This window comes from Ornithinimicrobium avium (assembly GCF_003351765.1).
Classification (GTDB): domain Bacteria; phylum Actinomycetota; class Actinomycetes; order Actinomycetales; family Dermatophilaceae; genus Ornithinicoccus; species Ornithinicoccus avius.
The window spans coordinates 1761478-1783558 of record NZ_CP031229.1 but is presented as its reverse complement, the minus strand read 5'-3'; the positions used below and the strand labels follow the sequence as shown (position 1 = coordinate 1783558).

At 73.5% G+C, this 22081-nt stretch carries 26 protein-coding genes; 25 read left to right on the top strand and 1 reads right to left on the bottom strand.

The window, feature by feature from the left end:
• Positions 1-104 precede the first annotated feature (104 nt).
• From DV701_RS08115 to DV701_RS08065, 11 genes are all read left to right on the top strand, one after another.
• Positions 105-551, top strand: coding sequence for a hypothetical protein (locus DV701_RS08115; protein ID WP_162802913.1), 447 nt, complete (start codon positions 105-107; stop codon positions 549-551).
• On the top strand, positions 548-1117 hold the full coding sequence (locus DV701_RS08110) for a hypothetical protein (protein ID WP_202863668.1): 570 nt from the start codon (positions 548-550) through the stop codon (positions 1115-1117). The genes DV701_RS08115 and DV701_RS08110 overlap by 4 nt, the downstream gene beginning before the upstream one ends.
• Positions 1114-1914, top strand: a complete 801-nt coding sequence (locus DV701_RS08105; protein ID WP_114927862.1) for an enoyl-CoA hydratase/isomerase family protein — start codon at positions 1114-1116, stop codon at positions 1912-1914. The genes DV701_RS08110 and DV701_RS08105 overlap by 4 nt, the downstream gene beginning before the upstream one ends.
• Before the next feature lie 155 nt (positions 1915-2069).
• Entirely contained in the window at positions 2070-2426 is a 357-nt protein-coding gene (locus DV701_RS08100) for a PadR family transcriptional regulator (RefSeq protein WP_114927861.1), read from the top strand.
• A 1-nt stretch (position 2427) separates the two neighbouring features.
• Complete coding sequence (locus tag DV701_RS08095; RefSeq protein WP_114927860.1) at positions 2428-3168, top strand: hypothetical protein; 741 nt, start codon at positions 2428-2430, stop codon at positions 3166-3168.
• 126 nt (positions 3169-3294) lie between these two features.
• On the top strand, positions 3295-4074 hold the full coding sequence (locus DV701_RS08090; protein ID WP_114927859.1) for an electron transfer flavoprotein subunit beta/FixA family protein: 780 nt from the start codon (positions 3295-3297) through the stop codon (positions 4072-4074).
• A gap of 32 nt (positions 4075-4106) precedes the next feature.
• A complete protein-coding gene (locus DV701_RS08085; protein ID WP_114927858.1) occupies positions 4107-5063 on the top strand; it encodes an electron transfer flavoprotein subunit alpha/FixB family protein in 957 nt (318 codons plus the stop codon).
• Positions 5064-5178: 115 nt separating this feature from the next.
• Entirely contained in the window at positions 5179-6387 is a 1209-nt protein-coding gene (locus tag DV701_RS08080; protein WP_114927857.1) for a cysteine desulfurase family protein, read from the top strand.
• Positions 6388-6397: 10 nt separating this feature from the next.
• A complete protein-coding gene (gene mnmA, locus DV701_RS08075; protein WP_114927856.1) occupies positions 6398-7516 on the top strand; it encodes a tRNA 2-thiouridine(34) synthase MnmA in 1119 nt (372 codons plus the stop codon).
• 110 nt (positions 7517-7626) lie between these two features.
• On the top strand, positions 7627-8202 hold the full coding sequence (locus DV701_RS08070) for a DUF1345 domain-containing protein (RefSeq protein WP_162802912.1): 576 nt from the start codon (positions 7627-7629) through the stop codon (positions 8200-8202).
• 43 nt (positions 8203-8245) lie between these two features.
• On the top strand, positions 8246-8788 hold the full coding sequence (locus tag DV701_RS08065) for a hypothetical protein (RefSeq protein WP_114927854.1): 543 nt from the start codon (positions 8246-8248) through the stop codon (positions 8786-8788).
• A 24-nt stretch (positions 8789-8812) separates the two neighbouring features.
• Here DV701_RS08065 and DV701_RS08060 read toward each other — a convergent pair whose 3' ends face one another.
• Entirely contained in the window at positions 8813-9784 is a 972-nt protein-coding gene (locus DV701_RS08060) for an AEC family transporter (protein WP_114927853.1), read from the bottom strand.
• Between the two features lie 61 nt (positions 9785-9845).
• On the opposite strand from DV701_RS08060, the gene DV701_RS08055 reads away from it, so the two are divergent.
• The 14 genes from DV701_RS08055 (at position 9846) to DV701_RS07990 (ending at position 22023) form a co-directional block, all read left to right on the top strand.
• A complete protein-coding gene (locus DV701_RS08055) occupies positions 9846-10877 on the top strand; it encodes a uroporphyrinogen decarboxylase/cobalamine-independent methonine synthase family protein (protein ID WP_114927852.1) in 1032 nt (343 codons plus the stop codon).
• Between the two features lie 32 nt (positions 10878-10909).
• Positions 10910-11923 (top strand): DMT family transporter, encoded by a 1014-nt coding sequence (locus tag DV701_RS08050; protein WP_228255280.1) that lies wholly within the window; start codon positions 10910-10912, stop codon positions 11921-11923.
• The gene (gene ligA / locus DV701_RS08045) at positions 11920-14103 is read left to right on the top strand and encodes an NAD-dependent DNA ligase LigA (RefSeq protein WP_114927851.1); all 2184 of its coding nucleotides are present in this window, start codon (positions 11920-11922) and stop codon (positions 14101-14103) included. Before DV701_RS08050 ends, ligA begins: the two co-directional genes overlap by 4 nt.
• A gap of 46 nt (positions 14104-14149) precedes the next feature.
• On the top strand, positions 14150-14374 hold the full coding sequence (locus DV701_RS08040; protein WP_114927850.1) for a CopG family transcriptional regulator: 225 nt from the start codon (positions 14150-14152) through the stop codon (positions 14372-14374).
• 1 nt (position 14375) lies between these two features.
• The gene (locus DV701_RS08035) at positions 14376-14825 is read left to right on the top strand and encodes a TA system VapC family ribonuclease toxin (RefSeq protein WP_114927849.1); all 450 of its coding nucleotides are present in this window, start codon (positions 14376-14378) and stop codon (positions 14823-14825) included.
• A gap of 69 nt (positions 14826-14894) precedes the next feature.
• On the top strand, positions 14895-15284 hold the full coding sequence (locus DV701_RS08030) for a cupin domain-containing protein (protein ID WP_114927848.1): 390 nt from the start codon (positions 14895-14897) through the stop codon (positions 15282-15284).
• Positions 15285-15418: 134 nt separating this feature from the next.
• Positions 15419-15886 carry a mycothiol transferase gene (locus tag DV701_RS08025; protein WP_114927847.1) on the top strand — a complete coding sequence of 156 codons (468 nt, stop codon included), beginning with the start codon at positions 15419-15421 and terminating at the stop codon, positions 15884-15886.
• Between the two features lie 224 nt (positions 15887-16110).
• Entirely contained in the window at positions 16111-16359 is a 249-nt protein-coding gene (locus DV701_RS08020) for a glutaredoxin domain-containing protein (RefSeq protein ID WP_114930911.1), read from the top strand.
• On the top strand, positions 16356-16742 hold the full coding sequence (locus tag DV701_RS08015; RefSeq protein ID WP_114927846.1) for a DUF488 domain-containing protein: 387 nt from the start codon (positions 16356-16358) through the stop codon (positions 16740-16742). The genes DV701_RS08020 and DV701_RS08015 overlap by 4 nt, the downstream gene beginning before the upstream one ends.
• A gap of 262 nt (positions 16743-17004) precedes the next feature.
• Positions 17005-17301 carry an Asp-tRNA(Asn)/Glu-tRNA(Gln) amidotransferase subunit GatC gene (gene gatC, locus DV701_RS08010; protein ID WP_114927845.1) on the top strand — a complete coding sequence of 99 codons (297 nt, stop codon included), beginning with the start codon at positions 17005-17007 and terminating at the stop codon, positions 17299-17301.
• Between the two features lie 5 nt (positions 17302-17306).
• The gene (gatA, locus tag DV701_RS08005) at positions 17307-18824 is read left to right on the top strand and encodes an Asp-tRNA(Asn)/Glu-tRNA(Gln) amidotransferase subunit GatA (protein ID WP_114927844.1); all 1518 of its coding nucleotides are present in this window, start codon (positions 17307-17309) and stop codon (positions 18822-18824) included.
• Positions 18821-20353, top strand: a complete 1533-nt coding sequence (gene gatB / locus DV701_RS08000) for an Asp-tRNA(Asn)/Glu-tRNA(Gln) amidotransferase subunit GatB (RefSeq protein WP_114927843.1) — start codon at positions 18821-18823, stop codon at positions 20351-20353. The genes gatA and gatB overlap by 4 nt, the downstream gene beginning before the upstream one ends.
• The gene (locus DV701_RS07995; protein ID WP_114927842.1) at positions 20350-21291 is read left to right on the top strand and encodes an NAD(P)-dependent oxidoreductase; all 942 of its coding nucleotides are present in this window, start codon (positions 20350-20352) and stop codon (positions 21289-21291) included. Before gatB ends, DV701_RS07995 begins: the two co-directional genes overlap by 4 nt.
• Positions 21292-21618: 327 nt before the next feature.
• Positions 21619-22023 (top strand): CopG family transcriptional regulator, encoded by a 405-nt coding sequence (locus tag DV701_RS07990; RefSeq protein ID WP_114927841.1) that lies wholly within the window; start codon positions 21619-21621, stop codon positions 22021-22023.
• The last annotated feature ends 58 nt before the right edge of the window (positions 22024-22081 follow it).

Here is a 22081-nt window from a genome sequence, read left to right as displayed (position 1 = left end):
TGGATATCCGCGAGGGTCTGCACGCCGGCGCAGGGTCGCAGACGTCGTCGCAGATCACTCCTCGGAGTGACGCGGTCGCGGTCGTGGCGGACGACCGTGGAGGCATGGACAGCACACGCATCCGCCGGGCCGCCGTCGCCGCCGCACTCGTCTCCTTCGTCTTCTTCGGGGTCAAGGACCTCGTCATGGCCGCCGCCGGCGGCGTGGGTCGCACCTGGTGGGAGAACCCACCCTTCTACATCGCCTTCGTCCTCGCGCTGGTCTCCCTGGTGCTGACCGGTCTGGTCGCCTGTCGGGGGCGGACCTGGATCGCCCGCCTGGGCCTGGTGCTGGTGATGCTCCTGTTCTGCGCAGCCGCGGCGGGCGTCGGCGTCCTGGTCGTGGGCGTCGTGCAGCCGGCGGACCCCGGCTGGATCTGGGGCGAGCTGAACCTCTTCATGCTCCCGCTGAGCGCGCTGGCGCTCGCCCTCGTGCTCCCGAGGTGGCCGGTGGCGCAGCTCCCCGGGCGGGCTGGGACCGGGCGCGGGGCGGCAGGTACGTTGGGGGTATGACGGATCCCACCTCCTTCCCCAACTTCCCGCCACCGCCGCAGGACCGCCCGCTGACCGGTCGCGTGCTCGACGCCCTGCAGGACCTGCAGATGAGCCCGAACCTGGACAAGGAGGGCGACGTCGCCTTCGAGGTGCGTGACCAGCGGCTGTTCGTCAAGGTCGTCACCGGCGAGCAGTTCGACATCATGCGCGTCTTCGGCCAGTGGCAGATCGCCCAGAGCGTCCCCGAGGACCTGCTGACCCGCCTCAACGGCTGCAACGACGTGACCCTCGGCGTCAACCTCGTCAAGGCCGGCATCGCCAACGGCAACCTGGTGCTGGCGGTCGAGCAGATCATCGCCCGCCAGGAGGACCCGAAGGCCAAGGTCCAGATCGCGACCGGCCTCGTCCTCCAGGCGCTGTCCCTGTGGCACCGCAACGTCGTGGCCAAGTCCAAGGTCGAGGCCGGCCTGGAGCCCGAGCTGCCCGCCGACGCCCCCGAGGGCACCGAGGTCGGGCCCTGGCTGTCCGTGGGCCAGGGTCAGCGGCCGGGCACCCAGGGCGGCACGCAGGAGGATGAGCGGTGAGCAGGACCGTCGCCACCGCGAGCGAGTTCGTCCGGGTCGAGATCGACTCGAGCATCGCCACCATCCGGGTCGACCGCCCGAAGATGAACCCGCTGTCCACCCAGATCCAGGACGCCCTGGGCGAGGCGGCCGGCATCGTCTCCGCCGACGACGAGGTCGCCGCCGTCGTGCTCTACGGCGGGGAGAAGGTCTTCGCCGCCGGCGCGGACATCAAGGAGATGGAGACCATGTCCTACACGGACATGGTCCAGCGCGCCCCACTCATCCAGGCCGCCTTCTCCCGCGTCGCCCGGATCCCCAAGCCGACGGTCGCGGCGATCGAGGGCTACGCCCTCGGCGCGGGCTGCGAGCTGGCGATGTGCTGCGACTTCAGGGTCGCGGCCAGCGACGCCAGGCTCGGCCAGCCCGAGATCCTGCTCGGCGTGATCCCCGGTGCCGGCGGCACGCAGCGCCTGGCCCGTCTCGTCGGCGCCTCGCGCGCCAAGGACCTGGTCTTCACCGGCCGGATGGTCGACGCCGAGGAGGCCGAGCGGATCGGTCTGGTCGACGAGGTCAGCGAGCCCGGCGGCGCCCACGCCGCGGCCGTGGAGCGGGTGCAGCGCTACGTGCACGGTCCCGCCTTCGCCCTCCGCGCCGCCAAGGAGGCCATCGACCGCGGCCTGGACAACGACCTGGAGACCGGCCTGGCGATCGAGGCGATGCAGTTCGCCGGCGTCTTCGCCACCAAGGACCGGCAGATCGGCATGACCTCCTTCGTCAAGGACGGTCCGGGCAAGGCGGAGTTCGAGGGCCGCTGACCGGCAGGGCGCCGACCGGCGCCCACCCCGACCCACGAGGCCGGGTGCTCCGCGGAGCACCCGGCCTCCGGCCTGCCCGCATCCCCTCCGTCGGACCGGAGCCTTGTGTGGCCAACTAGTTGACATCTCTGACTAGTCAGCTTTACTGTCTACTCATGGACGAGGATCACTGGCCGAGCGAGTGGCTGCGGGGCGTGCTGGGCGTATGCGTCCTGCGCGTGCTGCTCGACGGCCCCAGCTACGGCTACGCGATCATCCAGCGCCTGGCGGCGGCCGGCCTGGGCGACATCAAGGGCGGCACGCTCTACCCGCTCCTGGGCCGGCTGGAGGAGTCCGGCGACGTCGAGGTGGAGTGGCGCCCCGGTGAGGGCGGGCCGGGCCGCAAGTACTTCGCGCTCACCGCCGCAGGTCGCGAGCGCGCGCACGACCAGGCTGCCCGATGGGCGGCCTTCACCACGACCACGCGGACGCTCACCGACGCAGCGCTCGCGGGCACGAGCGGGAGGAACTGAGATGAAGCAGACGACCGACTACCACCGACTGGCGCCCAGCGCGGAGAAGGACTGGGTCGAGGCGTTCGTCCTCGAGCAGCGGCTGCTCGGTGTGCCCGGCGACCGGATCGGTGACGCGCTCGCCGTGGTCGAGAGCCATGTCGCCGAGTCGGGGGAGGGGGCGCAGGAGGCCTTCGGGGAGGCCAGGGCCTACGCCCGTCAGACGGCCGACGGCCGCAAGGTCGACGACCTCGCGCCCGCCTGGGTCGCCGGTGTCGTCCTGGGCCTGCTCGGCATGCTCGTCACGCTGGCCGGCGTCAGCCCGTGGCTGGCGGGGGAGGCCAGGCTGGAGATCACCCTCGGATGGGTCGCGACGCTGGTGCTGACGCTGGCCGGGGCCGGGGCCCTCGTCCTGGCCACCGAGACCGTCCTGCGCCTCGCCGTCGACCGGCCCTGGGCCGGCGCCGGGATCGTCGCGGCCTTCTTCGTGGTGACCGTCGTGCTGGCGGTGGCCCTGCGGCAGCCGGTGGCCGACGTCCCGGTGGTCGCCGTCGTCGTCGTCGGGGCGGCGATGCTGGCGCTCAGCACTGCGCTGGAGCTGCGCGAGGTCCTCCGGGGGGAGGTCGAGGACCCGATCCTCGGACCGGGCGAGACGGCGCCGCTGCGCAGGGTCACCGGCTCCGGCGTGCTCACCGCGTGCCTCATGCCGCTCCTGACCGTCCTGCTGGTCACCCTCGACTGGGCCGTCACGGCGCTCGCGTGAGCGACGCCATACCCGAGTCCGTCCGTCCCGCGCTGTTACCGGGACGGACGGTACCGGGTTTGTCGCCGTGCGTGGACGGGTGACAAGATGGCGGCAACCGACCCCACAACTGCGAGGACGTGACGCGTGAACATCGTCGTCTTGGTCAAGTACGTGCCTGACGCCCAGGGTGACCGGAGCTTCGAGGCTGACAACACCACCGACCGCGAGGGGGTGGACGGCCTGCTCTCCGAGCTGGACGAGTACGCCGTGGAGGAGGCGCTCACGCTCGTCGAGTCCGGCGACGGTGAGGTGACGGTGCTCACCATGGGCCCCGACGACGCCGCCGCCGCGGTCAAGAAGGGCCTGCAGATGGGCGCTCACAAGGGAGTGCACGTGTGCGACGACGCGCTCGCCGGCTCCGACGCGGTGGCGACCTCGCTCGTGCTGGCCGAGGCGATCAGGAAGCTCGGCCAGGTCGACCTGGTGCTCACCGGGCTGGCCTCGACCGACGGGTCGATGTCGGTGGTGCCGGCGATGCTGGCCGAGCGGCTCGGTCTGCCGCAGGTGACCTTCGCCTCCGAGCTGTCCGTCGACGGCTCGACCCTCACCGCGCGCCGCGACGACGAGTCGGCCTCGCTGACCGTGGAGGCGAGCCTGCCGGCGGTCGTGTCCGTGACCGACCAGATCAACGAGCCGCGCTACCCCAGCTTCAAGGGGATCATGGCCGCCAAGAAGAAGCCGGTGGAGACCTGGTCGCTGGCCGACCTCGGCGTCGACGTCGCGCAGGTCGGCCTGGACGCCTCCTGGTCCCCGGTGACCGCGGTCGAGGCCCGGCCGCCGCGCTCGCAGGGCGAGGTCGTCACCGACGAGGGCGAGGGCGGCAAGGCCCTGGCCGAGTTCCTCGCCTCCCGCAAGTTCGTCTGACCCCGACCGGCTAGCACAAGGAGACACCGACAATGGCTGAAGTTCTCGTCCTGGTCGACCACGTCGACGGCGACGTCCGCAAGTCCACCGCCGAGCTGCTGACCGCGGCCGCCCGCCTGGGCGAGCCGTCCGCGGTCTTCGTCGGCGCCGGCGCCCAGGAGGCCGCCGAGTTCCTGGGGCGCTACGGCGCCGCCAAGGTGTATGCCGTGGAGTCCGCCGAGGTGACCGACCACCTGGTGGCCCCGGTCGCCGAGGTCCTCGCCTCCCTCGTGGAGAAGACCTCTCCGGCGGCGGTGCTGCTGCCCGCCAGCAACGACGGTCGGGAGATCGGCGCCCGGCTGGCGCTCAAGACCTCCTCGGGCCTGATCACCGACGCGGTGGACGTGACGCCCGCGGACGGCGGCGTGCAGACCGTGCAGTCCGTCTTCGCCGGCTCCTACACGGTCACCTCGGTGGTGACCCAGGGCAGCCCGGTCATCACCCTGAAGCCCAACTCGGTGCCGGTGGCCGAGGCGCAGGGCGCCGCGACCGTGGAGGCCCTCGAGGCCCAGGTCTCCGACGCGGCCAAGTCCGCACGGATCACCGAGCGCAAGGAGAAGGCCGCCTCCGGGCGCCCCTCGCTGACCGAGGCCGCGATCGTGGTCTCCGGCGGCCGCGGGACCGCGGGCGACTTCAGCCCGGTCGAGGCGTTCGCCGACTCCCTCGGCGCCGCCGTCGGTGCCTCGCGCGCGGCGGTCGACGCCGGCTGGTACCCGCACTCGGCGCAGGTCGGTCAGACCGGTGTCTCGGTCAGCCCGCAGCTCTACGTCGCGGCCGGCATCTCCGGGGCGATCCAGCACCGGGCCGGGATGCAGACCTCCAAGACGATCGTCGCGGTCAACAAGGACGCCGAGGCCCCGATCTTCGAGCTCGTCGACTACGGCGTGGTCGGCGACCTGTTCGCCGTCCTGCCCCAGGCGACGCAGGAGATCCAGGCGCGCAAGGGCTGACCTCCGGCCCCCGACGACAGAACCGGCCGACCGTGGAGCGTTGGTGTCGCCAGGACGACACCAACGCTCCTCACCGCCGCCCGGGTCACGCCCGCCCCGGACGTAGACTCGTCCGGTGCCCTCTGCCACCCACTACCTCGACCACACCGCGACCACGCCGGTGCTGGACGAGGTCGTCGACGTCGTGACCGCGGCGATGCGCCGCACCGGCAACGCCAGCTCGCTGCACACGCCCGGCCGCGAGGCGCGCCGCGTCGTGGAGGAGTCGCGCGAGCGGGTCGCCGAGGCGCTGCGGGTCCGCCCCTCCGAGGTGGTCTTCACCTCCGGGGGCACCGAGTCGGACAACCTTGCCGTCAAGGGCACGTATGCCGCCCGCCGCGCCGCCGACCCCGCCCGCGACCGGCTCGTGGTCAGCGGGATCGAGCACCACGCCGTCCTCGACCCGGTCGAGCACCTCGTGGCCCACGAGGGCGCCCGCGTCACCTTCGTCGAGCCGGACGGCGACGGCCTGGTCGCGCCGGCCGCGCTCGCCGCGGCGCTGGCCGCCGACGGCGGCCCGGGCACCGTCGCCCTGGCCAGCGTGATGTGGGCCAACAACGAGGTCGGCACCGTCCAGCCGGTCCCCGGGCTCGCGGCCGTGGCGCACGAGCACGGCATACCCTTCCACTCCGACGCGGTGCAGGCCCTCGGGCAGGTGCCGCTGGACCTGTCGGTCGTCGACCTCGGCGTCGTCACCGGGCACAAGATCGGCGGTCCGCTGGGCGTCGGCGTGCTCACCGCCGGCCGCGACCAGTCGCCCGTGCCGCTGACCCACGGCGGCGGGCAGGAGCGGCGACTGCGCTCTGGCACCCTCGACACCCCGGGCATCGCCGGGCTGGCCGAGGCGGTCGTGCACGCCGCCGAGCACCAGGCCAGCCACGCGCGGCACCTGGCGGTCCTGCGCGACGCCCTGATCGAGGGGGCGCTGGCCCTGGACGACGGCATCCGCGTCAGCGGCCCGTGGTCGCCGGGCGACACCACGCGCCGGCTCGCCGGCAACGCCCACCTGCGGGTGCCCGACGCCGAGGGCGACTCCCTGCTCTACCTTCTCGACGCCGCCGGCATCGCCTGCTCCACCGGCTCGGCGTGCCAGGCCGGCGTGCCGCGCGCGAGCCACGTGCTGCTGGCGATGGGCGTGCCCGAGGAGGAGGCCCGCGGCGCGCTGCGGCTGACCCTGGGCCACGGTTCGACCACGGCCGACGTCGACGCCTTCCTCGCCGCGCTGCCCCAGGCCCTGGAGCGGGCCCGCCGGGCGCACGCGGCGTCCTCGAGGGTGCGGGCGTGAGGGGGCAGCCATGAGAGTGGTCGCCGCGATGAGCGGGGGGGTGGACTCGGCCATCGCCGCGGCCCGGATGCTCGACGCCGGGCACGAGGTCGTCGGGGTCCACCTCGCGCTGGCCCAGTCCGCCGCCACGCTGCGCGAGAGCGCGCGCGGGTGCTGCACGATCGAGGACGCCGGCGACGCGCGCCGCGTCGCCGACCGGCTCGGCATCCCGTTCTACGTGTGGGACATGGCCGAGCGCTTCCGCGAGGACGTCGTCGAGGACTTCGTCGCCGAGTACGCCGCCGGCCGCACCCCCAACCCCTGCCTGCGCTGCAACGAGAAGATCAAGTTCGCCGCGCTCCTCGACAAGGCCCTCGCGCTGGGCTTCGACGCCGTCGCGACCGGGCACTACGCCCAGGTCGTCGAGGTCGTGGACGCCGCGGCGCCGGGCGGCGTGCGGCGCGAGCTGCACCGCGCGGTCGACGCGGCCAAGGACCAGTCCTACGTCCTCGGTGTGCTCGACGCCGCCCAGCTCGCGCGGGCCTTCTTCCCGCTCGGCGACACGACCAAGCCGCAGATCCGCGAGGAGGCCGCCGCCCGGGGGTTCAGCGTCGCCAAGAAGCCCGACAGCCACGACATCTGCTTCATCGCGGACGGCGACACTCGCGGCTGGCTCGCCCGGCGGCTCGGCGAGCGGCCCGGCCCGATCGTCGATGACGAGGGCACCGTGCTGGGGGAGCACGGCGGCGCGCACGGCTACACCGTCGGCCAGCGGCGCGGCCTGGGCCTGAAGGTCCCGCCCCCGGACGGCTCCAAGAGGTATGTGGTGTCCACCGACATCAGCACCAACACCGTGGTGGTCGGTCCCGAGGAGCTGCTCGGGGTGGACCTGGTCACGGCCGACCACGTGCGCTGGTGCGGCCCGGCCCCCGAGGGTGAGCTGCGGCTCGGCGCCCAGATCCGGGCGCACGGCCAGGAGTACCCCGCGACCGCGCGGGTCGAGGGCCAGCAGCTGACCGTGCACCTGGACGAGCGGGTCCGCGGCGTCGCGCCGGGCCAGTCGGTCGTGCTCTACGACGGCACCCGAGTCGTCGGGTCGGCCACGATCGCCCGCGCCGGCCGGGCCGCGCCGCGCGTGCCGACGAGCTGAGGCGGGTCCTCGAGCGGCTGCTCGCGGAGAGCCGCCGCGGCTACCTCGCTCTGCTCCTCGCCGCCGCACCGCTGCTGCCGTCGGCCATCCTGACCCGCCCGGAGACCGGCGTGTGGGCCTGGGCGACCGACCACGTCTTCGTCTTCTTCGCGACCTACCTGGTGCTCTACGTGGTGCTCACCGCCGCCGCCTTCACGTTGGTGCCGCAGCGACGCGTCAGCGCCTGGGCGGCCCGCACGACGCCCGGCACCTGGGTCGACCACGTCCTCCGCGGCAACCGGCCGGGCCCCGGGCAGGCCGCGATGCTCAGCCTGGTGGCGCTGGTCTCCGTCCTGGCCTGGCACACCGCCGAGCCGCAGCACGGCTGGCTGGCCCCCGGGTGGCGCGCCGTCGTCTCGGTCGCGCTCCTCGCCGCCGCGTGGTGCGCCGTGCTCCTGACGTATGCCGTGGCCTACCTGTGCCAGGACGCCCGCTCCGGACGTCGGGAGCTGGAGTTCCCTGGCGGGGCGGAGCCGGTGTGGGGCGACTACCTCTATGCCGCCGTCGGGGTGTCGACGACCTTCGGCACGACGGACGTCACGGTCGTTGCTGCGGCCATGCGCCGCACCGTCACGGTCCACGCGGTCCTGGCCTTCTTCTTCAACACCGTGATCATCGTCACCGCGGTCACGCTGCTGCTCGGTTGAGGGTGTCGACTACGCTCGCCGCCATGACGACGAGGGAGGGCTCATGACCTACGAATCCGCACCGGGCATGCCGGAGCACGGCCAGCACGTCACCGGGCAGGTGGTGGAAAGACCGCAGAGCGTCTCGCTGGCGCAGAAGCTGATGTACGGCGGTGCCGCCGTCACGCTCGTGAGCGGCGTGCTGGGCCTGTTCGGCGACAAGGACGCGCTGCGCGAGCAGACCCGGAAGCAGCTCGAGGCGGCCGGCCAGGCCGTCGACGACGCCACGCTCGACTCTGCCCTGCAGATCGGGCTGGTGACCGGCGTCGGGGTCATGGTGGTCAGCGTCGTGCTCTGGCTGCTGCTGGGCTGGCTGAACGGCCGGGGCGTGGGCTGGGCCCGCATCGTGGCCACGGTCCTGGGCATCCTGGGCGTGCTGTCGACGGTGGTCGGCCTGGCCGGCTCGGCGATCCTGCCCGGCGGTGCCGCCGGAGGCGCGCTCACCATGGCGCTCTCGGTCCTCACCGGCCTCATCGCGCTGGCCGTGGTGATCCTCCTCTGGCGCCCCGACGCGGGCCGGTTCTTCGCGGCGCACAAGCAGCGCTGAGCCAGGGCCCGGGGCGCCGCGTCCTCAGGTGAGCAGCGCCACGGCCACGGTGAAGCTCACGAAGCTGAGCACCGTCGAGACGAGGATGACCCGGGCGACGCGCCCGTTGTCGGCGCCGAAGCGCTCGGCGAGCAGGCTGACGTTGGCCGCCGCCGGGAGCGCGGCGACCAGCACGAGCACGGTGAGCGCGAACGGGTCCAGCGGCAGGCCGGCCGCCACCGCCGCGAGCCCCAGGAGCCAGACGGCCAGCGGGTGGGCGAGCAGCTTGACGGTCGCCAGCCAGTAGACGTCGCCCCAGGCCACCACGCCGGTCCGCACCCGTCCGGGCGGAGAGTCCGCGGCTGCCCGCGCCAGGACGGCGCCGATCGTGAACAGCGCCACCGGGGAGGCGGCGGTCGACAGCATCGTGACGACGTCGTCGACCGGCCCCGGGAGGTGCAGCCCGGTCATCCCGAACAGCGCGCCCAGGACCAGTGCCCACGGCAGCGGGTTGCGGGCCACCCGCCCCATGGCCCCGCCCAGCTCGGCGAGAACGCCGCCGCTGCGCGCGGCGCCGCGGTGGGACAGGGCGATCGCCGCGGACTGGACGACGATCCCGTCGGCCAGCAGGGTCGCGCCGATCGGCCCGGTGGCGGCCGCGCCGAGGAGCGCGATGAGGAGCGGCACCCCCATGAAGCCCGAGTTGGACATCACCGACACCATGCCGCCGAAGGAGGAGTCCAGCCAGCTCCGGCCGCCGCGCCTGGCGGTCGCGGTGGCCAGCGCCAGGCAGACGAACGACGCGCCCAGCCACACCGCGAGCACCACGGGGTCGACCAGCTGCTGGATCGGCGTCTCCGAGGCGAGCTTGAAGAGCATCGCGGTGAGCGCGAAGTAGAGGACGAAGATGTTCAGCCCCGGCACCGAGGCCATCGGCAGCGCACCGGTCCGGGCCGCGAGGTAGCCGATCCCCACCAGCGCGAAGAAGGGGGAGGTCACCCCGAGGATGTCGAGCACCGGGCGATCGTCTCAGACACACCCCGACGGCACGGCCGCCCGCCGACCGTAGGCTGGGGCGGTGCCCGACCCCGCTGCCCACGAGCCCACCGTCGTCGCCACCGGCATCGGCTCGTGGCCCGGTACCGACGTCCGCGAGGCGCTGCGGGTCGTCCGCGGCGAGCTCGCCGCGTCGGCGCCCGAGGGGGTCACGGGTATGCCGTACCTGTCCGAGCTGCCCGCCCGCGGCCCCGGCGCGGACCTGCTCGGCCGCACCGCCCACCTGCTCGTCGACCTGCCCGTCGACCTGCAGCCGCAGGGCTGGCGGCTGGTCGCCCGACCAGGCCGGGACCACGAGCGGGCGGGCTCGTGGTGGCGCCAGGACCTCGACGAGCTCGCGGAGGCGTTCGACGGCTGGGCCGGACCGCTCAAGGTCCAGGTCGCCGGGCCGTGGACCCTCGCAGCGGGGCTCTGGCTGCCGCTCGGCGACCGCGTGCTCTCCGACCGGGGCGCGACCCGCGACCTCGTCGGGTCGCTGGCCGAGGGCGTCGCTGCCCACGTCGCGGACGTGCGCCGGCTGGTGCCGGGCGCGCAGGTCGTCCTGCAGGTCGACGAGCCGACGCTGCCCACGGTGCTGCTGGGTCGGGTCCGCTCGGACAGCGGCTTCCGGGTGCTGCGCACGCCCGGGCGCGGCGAGGTCGTCGCGGCGCTGCGGACCGTGCTGGAGGGCGGCGGAGCCGACCTCGCCGTCCTGCACACCTGCGCCTCCGACCCGCCCGTCGACGTGCTCGTCCAGGCCGGCGCGGGGGCCCTCGCGCTCGACGTCGCGCAGCTGGACCGCCGTCGCTGGGAGGAGCTGGCCCCCACCCTCGAGGCGGGCACGGCGCTGTGGGCCGGGCTCCTGCCGACGTCCGGCGAGGCGCCTGCCCCGGACGCCGCGCTCGCACCGCTGCTGCGGGGCTGGCACGAGCTCGGTCTCGAACCCCGCGACCTGGCCCGGGTGGCGGTCACGCCCGCCTGCGGCCTGGCCGGGGCCACGCCGGACCAGGCCCGGGCGCTGACCGGCGCGACGGTGACCACCGCCGCCCGGCTGGCCGAGGTGGCCGCGGACTGAGGCCTGTCGTGGGCCGGTGGGAGGATGTCCCCGTGCCCAACGGTCCCGTGAGCCGGACCGCCACCCCGTGGCAGGTCTGGTACGTCGCGCTCGCCCTCGTCTGGGGCTCGAGCTACCTGCTGATGAAGCTCGGCCTCGGCGTGCTCACCGGCGTCCAGGTCGCCTCGCTGCGCATCGTCTGCGGGGCGGCCGTGCTGCTGCTGCTCCTCGCGCTCACCCGCACCCGGCTGCCGCGCGGGCGCCGCACCTGGGGACACCTCCTGGTCACCGGCACGCTGCTGTGCACGCTGCCGTGGACGCTCTTCGCGGTCGGTGAGGAGCGCGTCAGCTCGGCCGTCGCGGGCATCGCCAACGCGACGACACCCCTCGCTGCCGTGATCACGACCGCGCTCATGCTTCCCGGCGAGCCGGTCGGCCGGCGCCGGCAGGTCGGCGTCGCGGTCGGCTTCCTCGGCGTGCTGCTCATCGCCCAGCCGTGGTCGCTGAAGCACGGCCCCGACCTCGTCGGCTTCCTCATGGTGCTGGCCGCGTCGGCGAGCTACGGCGTGGGCTGGACCTACGTGCGCCGCTTCCTCCACGGCGTCGACCCCGGCGGTCTGTCGATGCCGACCGCGCAGGTCCTCGTCGCCGCCGTGCAGGTGCCGCTGCTGCTCCTCCTCGACGGCTGGCGGCGCGGCGCGGACGCCGGTGCCGTGCCGCCCGGCGCGGCGGACGCCGCGGGCTGGGAGCGCTGGGGCCCGGTGCTGGCCGTGGTGGTCCTCGGCGTGGTCGGCACCGGTCTGGCCCAGGCGATGCAGTATGCCGTCGTCCGCGCCGCCGGCCCGACGGTCGCCACGAGCGTGACCTACCCGATCGTCGTCGTCTCGGTGGTCCTGGGCGTGCTGCTGCTCGACGAGCACGTGGGCCCGGCCGTCCTGCTGGGGGCGGGCGTGGTGCTGGTCGGCTCGGTCCTCATCACCGGGGCCCGCCCGCGGCGACGACGGGGGAGCGGGAGGAAGCGCCATACCCCTGGCCTGTCGGCGGACCCTGCGAAGATGGGCGGGTGAGCCAGAGCACCCCCCAGCCACCCACCGACGACGTCCCCGACGAGGCCCGCCACGCGTGGACCGAGCTGGCCGAGGAGATCCGCGAGCACCAGTTCGCCTACTACGTCAAGGACGCGCCGCTCGTCAGCGACGGGGAGTTCGACGCGCTGCTGCGCCGGCTGGAGGCGATGGAGGACGAGCACCCCGCGCTGCGCGTGCCCGAGAGCCCCACGCAGCAGGTGGGCGGGACCTTCTCCACCGACTTCACCGCCGTGGACCACCTCGAGCGGATGCTCAGCCTGGACAACGCCTTCTCCCTCGAGGAGCTCGACGAGTGGGCCGCGCGGATCGAGCGCGAGGCGGGGGGCTCGCAGGTCAGCTACCTGTGCGAGCTCAAGATCGACGGGCTCGCCGTCAACCTCCTGTACGAGGAGGGGCGTCTGGTCCGCGCGCTCACCCGCGGCGACGGGCGCACCGGCGAGGACGTGACCCTCAACGTGCGCACGATCGAGGGCGTCCCGCACCAGCTCCGCGCGCCCGAGCACCAGGAGGCGTCCGGCGTCGTCGAGGAGGGCGCCGTGGTGCAGGACGGTGCGGACGCCGAGGAGCCGGTCCCGGTGCCGCGGCTGGTCGAGGTGCGCGGAGAGGTGTTCTTCCCCGTGGAGGCGTTCGAGGAGCTCAACGCCGCGCTGGTCGAGGCCGGCAAGCCGCCGTTCGCCAACCCGCGCAACACCGCGGCCGGCTCGCTGCGGCAGAAGGACCCGCGCGTCACCGCCTCGCGTGGGCTGCGGATGCTCGTGCACGGCATCGGGGCCCGCGAGGGCTTCGAGGTCGCCCGGCAGTCCGGCGCCTACGAGGCGCTCGCGGCCTGGGGGCTGCCGGTCTCGGACCGGGCCAAGGTGGTCGGGACGATGGAGGAGGTGCGCGAGTTCGTCGCCTACTACGGCGAGCACCGCCACGACGTGGAGCACGAGCTCGACGGGGTCGTGGTCAAGGTCGACGAGGTGGCGGTGCAGCGCCGGCTCGGGACGACCTCGCGGGCGCCGCGGTGGGCGATCGCCTTCAAGTACCCGCCCGAGGAGGTCACCACCAAGCTCCTGGACATCCGGGTGGACGTCGGCCGGACCGGGCGGGTGACGCCGTGGGGCCTGATGGAGCCGGTGCAGGTGGCCGGGTCGACGGTCGAGCGGGCCACCCTGCACAACCAGCACGAGGTCGAGCGCAAGGGTGTGCTCATCGGCGACACCGTGGTGCTGCGCAAGGCGGGTGACGTCATCCCCGAGATCCTCGGGCCGGTGGTGGACAAGCGCGACGGCAGCGAGGTCGCGTTCGTCATGCCCACGCACTGTCCCTCGTGCGGCACCCCGCTGCGCCCCGAGAAGGAGGGCGACAAGGACATCCGCTGCCCCAACAGCAAGGAGTGCCCCGCCCAGCTGCGCGAGCGGCTCTACTCCCTGGCCGGCCGGGGCGCCTTCGACATCGAGGCGCTCGGCGGCGAGGGGGTGGGTGCGTTGCTCGACGCCGGCGTGCTGACCAACGAGGCCACGCTGTTCTCGCTGACCGCGCAGGACATCGCGACCGTGCCGCTCTACACGCGCGCGGCGAGGAAGAACGACCCGCCGGAGAGCGTCGTCGAGGGCCGCGTGCTGTCCGCGAACGGCGTCAAGCTCGCCGACAACCTGCAGGAGGCCAGGAAGCAGCCGCTGTGGCGGGTGCTGGTCGCGCTGTCGATCCGGCACGTCGGTCCGACGGCCGCGCGGGCGCTGGCCACCGAGTTCGGGTCGATGGACGCGATCCGGGCAGCCTCGTTGGAGGAGCTGGCGGCGACCGAGGGGGTGGGGCCGGTCATCGCCGAGTCGGTGACGGCGTGGTTCGACGTCGACTGGCACCGTGAGATCGTCGAGCGCTGGGCGGCGGACGGGGTGCGGATGGCCGACGAGCGCGACGCGACGGTCGAGCGGACGCTCGAGGGTCTCACCGTGGTCGTGACCGGCTCGCTGGAGGGCTTCAGCCGGGACGAGTCCAAGGAGGCCATAGTCACCCGCGGAGGGAAGGCGGCCGGGTCGGTGAGCAGGAAGACCGACTACGTCGTCGTCGGCGCCAATGCCGGGTCCAAGGCCGCCAAGGCCGAGGAGCTGGGGCTGACGATCCTCGACGAGGCCGGCTTCGTGCGGCTGCTGGAGACCGGGCCCGCAGACTGAGCGAGATGATGCGAGTGCTATCGCATCATGATGCTAGGGTTCATGCATGAGGACGACGATCACGATCGCCGAAGACGTCTACGCCGAGATGGAGCGCCTACGGCGTGAGGAGGGCCTGGGGCCGAGCGAGGCGCTGAACGCGCTGGCACGACGTGGGATGTCGACCCGGCGGTCACGGCCGGACTATGTGCACGCCAGCGCCGACCTCGGGATCTCCGTCGACGTCAGCAACGTGGCCGAGGTGCTGGACCTGCTCGACCAGGAGGGCTGAGGTGATCATCGACGCCAACGTCCTGCTCTACGCGGTCGACTCGGCCTCGGTCCACCACGCCCCGGCCGCGGCCTGGCTCGTGGAGGCGCTCAACGGCGACGTGCGTGTCGGGCTGCCGTGGCAGTCTCTCGGTGCCTTCGTCCGGATCGCCACGCATCCGCGGGTCAGCGCCCGTCCTCTGACGGCGGCCGCCGCGCAGGACCATGTCGACTCCTGGCTCGCCGCCGGGCCGGCCTGGGTGCCGCCGGCGACCGAGCGCACCGCGGAGGTCTATGCCCGGCTGGCGCGGAGGCACCATGTCACTGCCAACCTGGTGCCGGATGCCCAGCTTGCCGCACTGGCGCTCGAGCTCGGGGTGCCCGTCGTGTCCGCGGACTCGGACTTCGCGCGCTTCGACGAGGTGAGGTGGATCAATCCGCTGGCGCCCGCGCGCGGCGCCTCATCCAAATAGGTTTAAACTCGGTCCGTCAGGTGGCGGGGCGCGTCCCGCCGCGTTCACGGATGAACGGGAGGACCCGCGATGGAGCTGCTCAAGGTCGAGGATGCCGAGGTCCGCCGCCCGCCGGCGCCCAACAGCCCGACGATCACCGTCTACTTCGGCGGCGAGGAGGGCGGCCCCGACGTCGGCCTGCTCAAGGTCAGCGTGCCGGTCGGTGCCCGGATGGGCGAGCACGTGCACGCCGGCTCCGACGTCATCCTCACCGGTCTGACCGGCCGCGCCCAGATCATCAAGGGCGAGGAGGTCGCAGAGATCGGCCCCGGCGACGCCGTCCTGGTCGGCAAGGAGGAAGGTGTCGGGCTGGCCAACCCCGGCGACGAGGTCGCCGAGGTGCTCGTCGCCGTCGGTCCCGCCAACTTCGTCGCCGCGGTGCGCGGCATGCCCGCCGCCGTCACCTCCGACGTGCACTGACCGGCGCGGCCCGACCGGCGTGCAGGACTGCTCCGCGGAGCACCACCGCCGCTGCTCCGCGGAGCACCGCTGCGCGCTCCCTGCGAGACTGCCGGCGGTGGTCGCCACCGCGGCGGTCCGGACGAGGAGGACTCATGACGCGCCAGCTCACCGACGAGGACTACCTGTCCTTCGTCGACACCGCCCTGGACGGGATGCTGCAGACCTGCCGCGAGCTCGGTGACCGGCTGGCCAACGAGAGGCTGTCGCCGCCGGGCAGCAACACGCCATACGCGATCGTCGTGCACTGCGTCGGGGTGATGGACTTCTGGGGCGGCCACAAGGTGGCCGGCCGGCCCAACCACCGCGACCGGGACGCGGAGTTCCGCGCCAGCGGGACGCTCGACCAGCTGGAGGCGCTGGTGCGCCAGGGCCGGGCCCGGCTGGCGGAGACGGTCGCGGGCGCCGACTGGTCCGCCCCGTGCGTCGGCCAGGACCGTCCCGAGACGCACGCCCGACCCGCGGGTCGCACCCAGGGCGGCGCGTTGGTCCACGTCCTGGAGGAGGTGGTCCAGCACCGCGGCCAGCTCGAGGTCACCGCCGACGTGCTGCGGTCCCGCTGAGCGGGGGGACGGCTCGAGGACGCACAGCCGGCCGTGGGCATACTGGGGCCATGCGTCGCCTCTGGATCGTCCTGCTCGCCCTCGTGGTGCTCGTGGTGGCGACCTCGGTGGCCCAGCGCGACTACGTCTTCGCCCTCGGCTACGCCGTCGGCGGCCTGCTGCTCGTCTGGTGGACCGCCCCCTGGCGCGGCGGGCGCACCACCACCCACCAGGAGGTCCTCGCCATGTCCGACACCGAGCGCCAGGTCGTCATCTACTGGCGGCCCGGCTGCGGCTACTGCCAGCGCCTCAAGGGCGCCCTCGGCAAGGACGGCCAGAGGGCGACGTGGGTCAACATCTGGCAGGACGACGACGCCGCCGCCTACGTGCGCAGCGTCAACGACGGCAACGAGACCGTGCCCACCGTGGTGATCGACGGCACCCCGCACACCAACCCGCGCCCCGGCCTGGTCAAGGAGAGGCTGGCGTCGTGACGAGCGTGCACACCCGCCGCGTCCACGACCACCTCCACGGCCCCGGGGAGGCCGAGGGCTACGTCGTCCTGGTCGACCGGCTCTGGCCGCGCGGCGTGAAGAAGGAGGCGCTGCCCCACGACCTGTGGGCCAAGGAGGTCGCCCCGAGCAACGAGCTGCGGCAGTGGTTCCACGGGTTGTCCGCCGCGGAACAGGCCGAGCGGTTCGACCAGTTCGTGGAGCGCTACCGCGCCGAGCTGTCCGGGGAGTCCGCCGACGCCCTCGACGAGCTGGTCGAGCAGCTGCGCGGCAAGGACACCGTCACGCTGCTCTTCGGGCTCAGGGACGTCGAGCACAACCACGCCAAGATCCTGGCGCAGCGGCTGCGCAGCCGGCTCCGGTAGGAGGGAAGGGCGGTGCGGGGGCGCCTGCCCGCCCGCGGTCGAGGTGCCGCGCCGGGTCGAGGTAATGGAGGGCCGCCGGGCGGGTGCTGCATACCGCGACCCGTGGCAGCCGGCCGCGGTTCGAGGTATGCCGCTGCCGTCGGGCGGTGGCGCTTTACCTCGACCGGGGGGAAGGGGGAGGGGAGGGGGAGGGAAGGGGGCGCGGCCGGCCGCGCCTCGACCGGCTCAGGTAGCGCCGGTGGGCAACCTTAGACTTGCCCTCATGTCCAACCTCTCGCGCGACGAGGTCGCGCACGTCGCCATGCTGGCGCGCATCCAGCTCGATGACCACGAGCTCGACCGCCTCGCCGGTCAGCTCGACCAGATCGTCGGCTGGGTCGGTCAGGTCAACGAGGTCGCCGCCGACGACGTGCCCCCGATGTCGCACCCCCTGCCCCTGGTCAACGTCGTCCGCCCCGACGAGGTGCGGCCCAGCCTGAGCCAGGAGCAGGCGCTGTCCAACGCGCCCGACGCCGAGGACGGCCGCTTCGGCGTGCCGCGGATCCTGGACGAGGAGTGAGGCGGATGACGACCAGCGACCTGACCCGCCTCACCGCCGTCCAGATGGCCGACGGCCTGGCTGCCGGCGACTTCACCGCCGTCGAGCTGACGCAGGCCCACCTGGACCGGATCGAGCGGCTCAACCCGGCGCTCAACGCCTTCCTGCTCGTCGACGCCGAGGGCGCGCTCGCGACCGCGGCGAACGTCGACGAGGCCAGGGCCGCCGGTGAGGACCTGCCCCGCCTGGCCGGCGTCCCGGTCGCCGTCAAGGACATCGCCTGCACGCAGGGCCTGACCACGACGGCCGGCAGCCGGATGCTCGAGCACTTCGTCCCGCCCTACGACGCGACGATCGTGACGCGGCTCAAGGACGCCCGGATGCCCATCCTCGGCAAGACCAACATGGACGAGTTCGCGATGGGGTCCTCCACCGAGCACGCCGCCTTCGGCCCCACCCGCAACCCCTGGGACCTCGACCGCATCCCCGGCGGGTCCGGCGGCGGCTCCTCCGCGGCGGTCGCGGCATACCTGGCCCCGCTCGCGATCGGCTCCGACACCGGCGGCTCGATCCGCCAGCCGGCCGCCGTGACCGGCTCGGTGGGCGTCAAGCCCACCTACGGCGGGGTGAGCCGCTACGGCGTCATCGCGCTCGCCTCCAGCCTGGACCAGATCGGCCCGTGCGCCCGGACAGTCACCGACGCGGCGCTGCTGCACGAGGTGCTCGGCGGCCACGACCCGATGGACTCCACCTCGATCGACGCCCCCGTGCCGCCGGTCCTCGCCGCGGCGTCCGGCACCCGCGACCTGACCGGCATGAAGGTCGGCGTCGTCACGGAGATCGGCGGCGAGGGCTACCAGGACGGCGTCCTCGCCCGGTTCGAGGAGGCGCTGGACCACCTGCGCGCCCTCGGTGCGCAGGTCGTCGAGGTCTCCTGCCCGCACTTCGTCTACGCGATGGCGGCCTACTACCTCATCCAGCCCTCCGAGGCCTCCAGCAACCTGGCCCGCTACGACGCGATGCGCTACGGCGCCCGCACCACCCCGGACGGCGACCCGAGCGCCGAGCAGGTGATGGCCGCCAGCCGTGAGGCGGCCTTCGGCGAGGAGGTCAAGCGCCGCATCGTCCTGGGCACCTACGCCCTGTCCAGCGGCTACTACGACGCCTACTACGGCCAGGCGCAGAAGGTCCGCACGCTCATCGCCGGCGACTTCGAGGCGGCCTTCGGGCAGGTCGACGTGCTGGTCAGCCCGACCGCGCCGACCACCGCCTTCAAGATCGGCGACAAGCTCGACGACCCGATGGCGATGTACCTCAACGACATCGCCACCATCCCCGCCAACCTGGCCGGCATCCCGGGCATGTCGATCCCCTCCGGGCTGGCGGAGGAGGACGGGCTGCCCGTCGGCGTCCAGCTCCTCGCCCCGGCGATGGAGGACCAGCGCCTGTATGCGGTGGGCGCGGCGCTGGAGGAACGGCTCCGCGAGGCGCAGGGCGGCTACGTCCTCGACAACGCCCCGCAGATCGAGGAGGTGCGCGCATGAACGACACGACGGTGCCCTACGAGGAGGCGCTGACCCGCTACGAGCCAGCGATGGGCCTGGAGGTCCACGTCGAGCTGTCCACCGCGACCAAGATGTTCTGCGGCTGCGCCACGGAGTTCGGGGCCGAGCCCAACACCCAGACCTGCCCGGTCTGCCTCGGCCTGCCCGGCGCGCTGCCGGTCGTCAACGGCGCGGCCGTCGAGTCGGCGATCCGCATCGGCCTGGCGCTCAACTGCCAGATCGCGCAGTGGTGCCGCTTCGCCCGGAAGAACTACTTCTACCCGGACATGCCGAAGAACTTCCAGACCTCCCAGTACGACGAGCCGATCGCCTTCGACGGCTGGCTGGACGTCGAGGTGCCGGCCAACGAGGCCGGCGAGCCGGCCTTCACCTTCCGGGTCGAGATCGAGCGCGCCCACATGGAGGAGGACACCGGCAAGTCCACCCACATGGGCGGGGCCACCGGGCGCATCCACGGCGCCGAGTACTCCGTCGTCGACTACAACCGCGCCGGTATCCCGCTCATCGAGATCGTCACCAAGCCGCTCCTCGGCGCGGGGGAGCGGGCGCCGGAGGTGGCGCGGGCCTACGTCTCGGTGCTGCGCGACCTGCTGCGGGCCCTCGACGTGACGCACGGCCGCATGGAGCAGGGCAACATCCGCTGCGACGCCAACGTCTCGCTGATGCCGATCGGGTCCGAGGTCCTCGGCACCCGCACCGAGACCAAGAACGTCAACAGCCTGCGCTCGATCGAGCGTGCCGTCCGCTACGAGATCACCCGGCACGCCGCGGTCCTGGACGCAGGGCGGTCGATCCTGCAGGAGACGCGGCACTGGCACGAGGACACCGGCATCACCACCTCGGGGCGGCCCAAGTCCGACGCCGACGACTACCGCTACTTCCCCGAGCCCGACCTCGTCCCCGTGGCCCCGAGCCGCGAGGAGGTCGAGCGGCTGCGGGCGACGCTGCCGGAGGACCCGGCGCAGCGCCGCCGCCGGCTGCAGTCGGACTGGGGCTACTCAGACCTGGAGATGCGCGACGTCGTCAACGCCGGCGCGGTCGAGGTCATCGAGGAGACGGTCGCCGCCGGTGCCTCGCCGGCCGCGGCCCGCAAGTGGTGGACCGGAGACCTGGCCCGCCGCGCCAACGCCGACGGCGTCGCGGTCACCGACCTGGGCGTCACCCCGGCGCACATCGCCGAGCTCGACGGCCTCGTCACCGGGGGCCGGCTCAACGACTCGATGGCGCGCCTGGTCCTCGACGGCGTCGTCGCCGGCGAGGGCGGCCCGACGCAGGTCGCCGACGCGCACGGCCTGGAGCTGGTCCAGGACGACGGTGCGCTGCAGGCCGCCGTCGAGGCGGTCATCGCCTCCAACGCCGGCGTCGTGGAGAAGATCCGGGGCGGCAAGGTCCAGGCGGTCGGCGCGCTCATCGGCCAGGTCATGAAGGAGATGCGCGGCCAGGCCGACGCGGCCAGGGCGCGCGAGCTCATCCTCGCCACGCTCGGCGTCGAGGGTGAAGTCGGATGACCTCGCCCGTCGCCGCGGTGCCGCTGCCCTTCCTGCCGCACCTGCCCGTCGTCGAGGGCGTCGAGGTGCTGCCCTACGACCCGACGGACATGGACACCCTGCCCGGCGACGGGCGGGAGGTCGACGTCCTGTCGCTGCCGTTCGTCGCCGGCCGCTGGATGACGCGGATGGACGAGGTGCCCGGGCTGCGTGCCGTCGTCCTGGCCAGCGCCGGCTACGAGCACGCGCTGCCGCACCTGCCGTCCGGGGTCGACCTGGCCAACGCGGTCGGCGTGCACGACACCGCCACCGCCGAGCTGGCGGTGGCGATCATGCTCGCCGCGCAGCGGGCGCTGCCGACCTACGCGCACACCCAGGCGGCGGGCCGCTGGGACCGCTCCGGGGCGGGCCAGCGGCGCTCGCTCGCCGACTCCCACGTGCTCGTCGTCGGTTACGGCGGCGTGGGGCGTGCCGTCGCCCGGCGCCTGGTCGCCAGCGAGTGCCAGGTCGTGGCGGTCGCCAGCCGGGAGCGCGAGGGCGACGAGCTCGTCGAGCGGGTCCACGGCATCGACGCGCTGCCGACCCTCCTGCCCGGCGCGGACGTCGTCGTCCTGGCCGTGCCGCTGACCGACGCCACCCGCGGGCTGGTCGGCGCGCAGGAGCTGGCGCTGCTGCCCGACGACGCGCTCGTCGTCAACGTCGCCCGCGGGGGAGTCATGGACAACGAGGCCCTGCGCGTCGAGTGCGCGGCCGGTCGCCTGCGCGCCGCGCTGGACGTCACCGACCCCGAGCCGCTGCCCGACGACCACCCGCTGTGGTCCACGCCTGGCGTGCTGATCACCCCCCACGTCGGCGGGGGCACGCCCGCGTCCTACCCGCGGATGGGGACCTACCTGGGTCGCCAGCTCGCCACATACCGGGACACGGGCCACCTGGAGAACGTCGTCGCGACCGGCTGAGGGCGGCTGGGGGTAGCGTCGTGCCCGGTCGGCACACGGTGGTGCCGCCGAGGGAAGGAGCCCTGGTGTGATGGTCGCCCCTCTTCGACGACAGGCACGTCGCCGTGGCTTCGGCGGGTGAGGCCTACTACCTCCGGCAGGTCGCGCAGATGTATGGCGTGAAGGATCCGCCGGGAGGTCGAGGTCGACCCGGCGAAGTACCCGTCCGACGGCTGCCCCCGCTGCCGCCCGCGATATCCTAGGAGCAGCCCCGGCGCCATCCACATGGATGGCGTATGGAGTCTGTTGGAGTATGGTGGGGCGACCGCACCACGACAGGAGTTCCCGATGGCCCTTCCGGGGGAAGCTGACAAGACCGAGAAGATCACCATCAATCTCGGGCTGATCGACCTCGGCCAGATCGACCTGCTGGTCACCGAGGGCTTCTTCAGCAACCGCACGGACTTCATCCGCACGGCGATCCGCACCGAGCTCGCCAACCGGGCGCACGCGGTGAACCAGACCGTCGCGCGCAAGACACTGGTGCTCGGCACGCGCCACCTGACCAGGACCGAGCTCGAAGCCCTGCAGGACCGGGGTGAGCAGCTCGAGCTCCGCGTGCTGGGCCTGGCGACCATCGCCAGCGACGTCACTCCCGAGCTCGCTCTGGCCACCATCAGTCATGTCGAGGTGCTCGGCGCGTTCCGGGCGAGCGCGGCCGTCAAGGCAGCCCTGCGACCACGCACCGCGTAAGCACCCCCCACCCTCCCGATCGAACGGACGCCCGCACCATGCTCCAGAACCTTCGCTC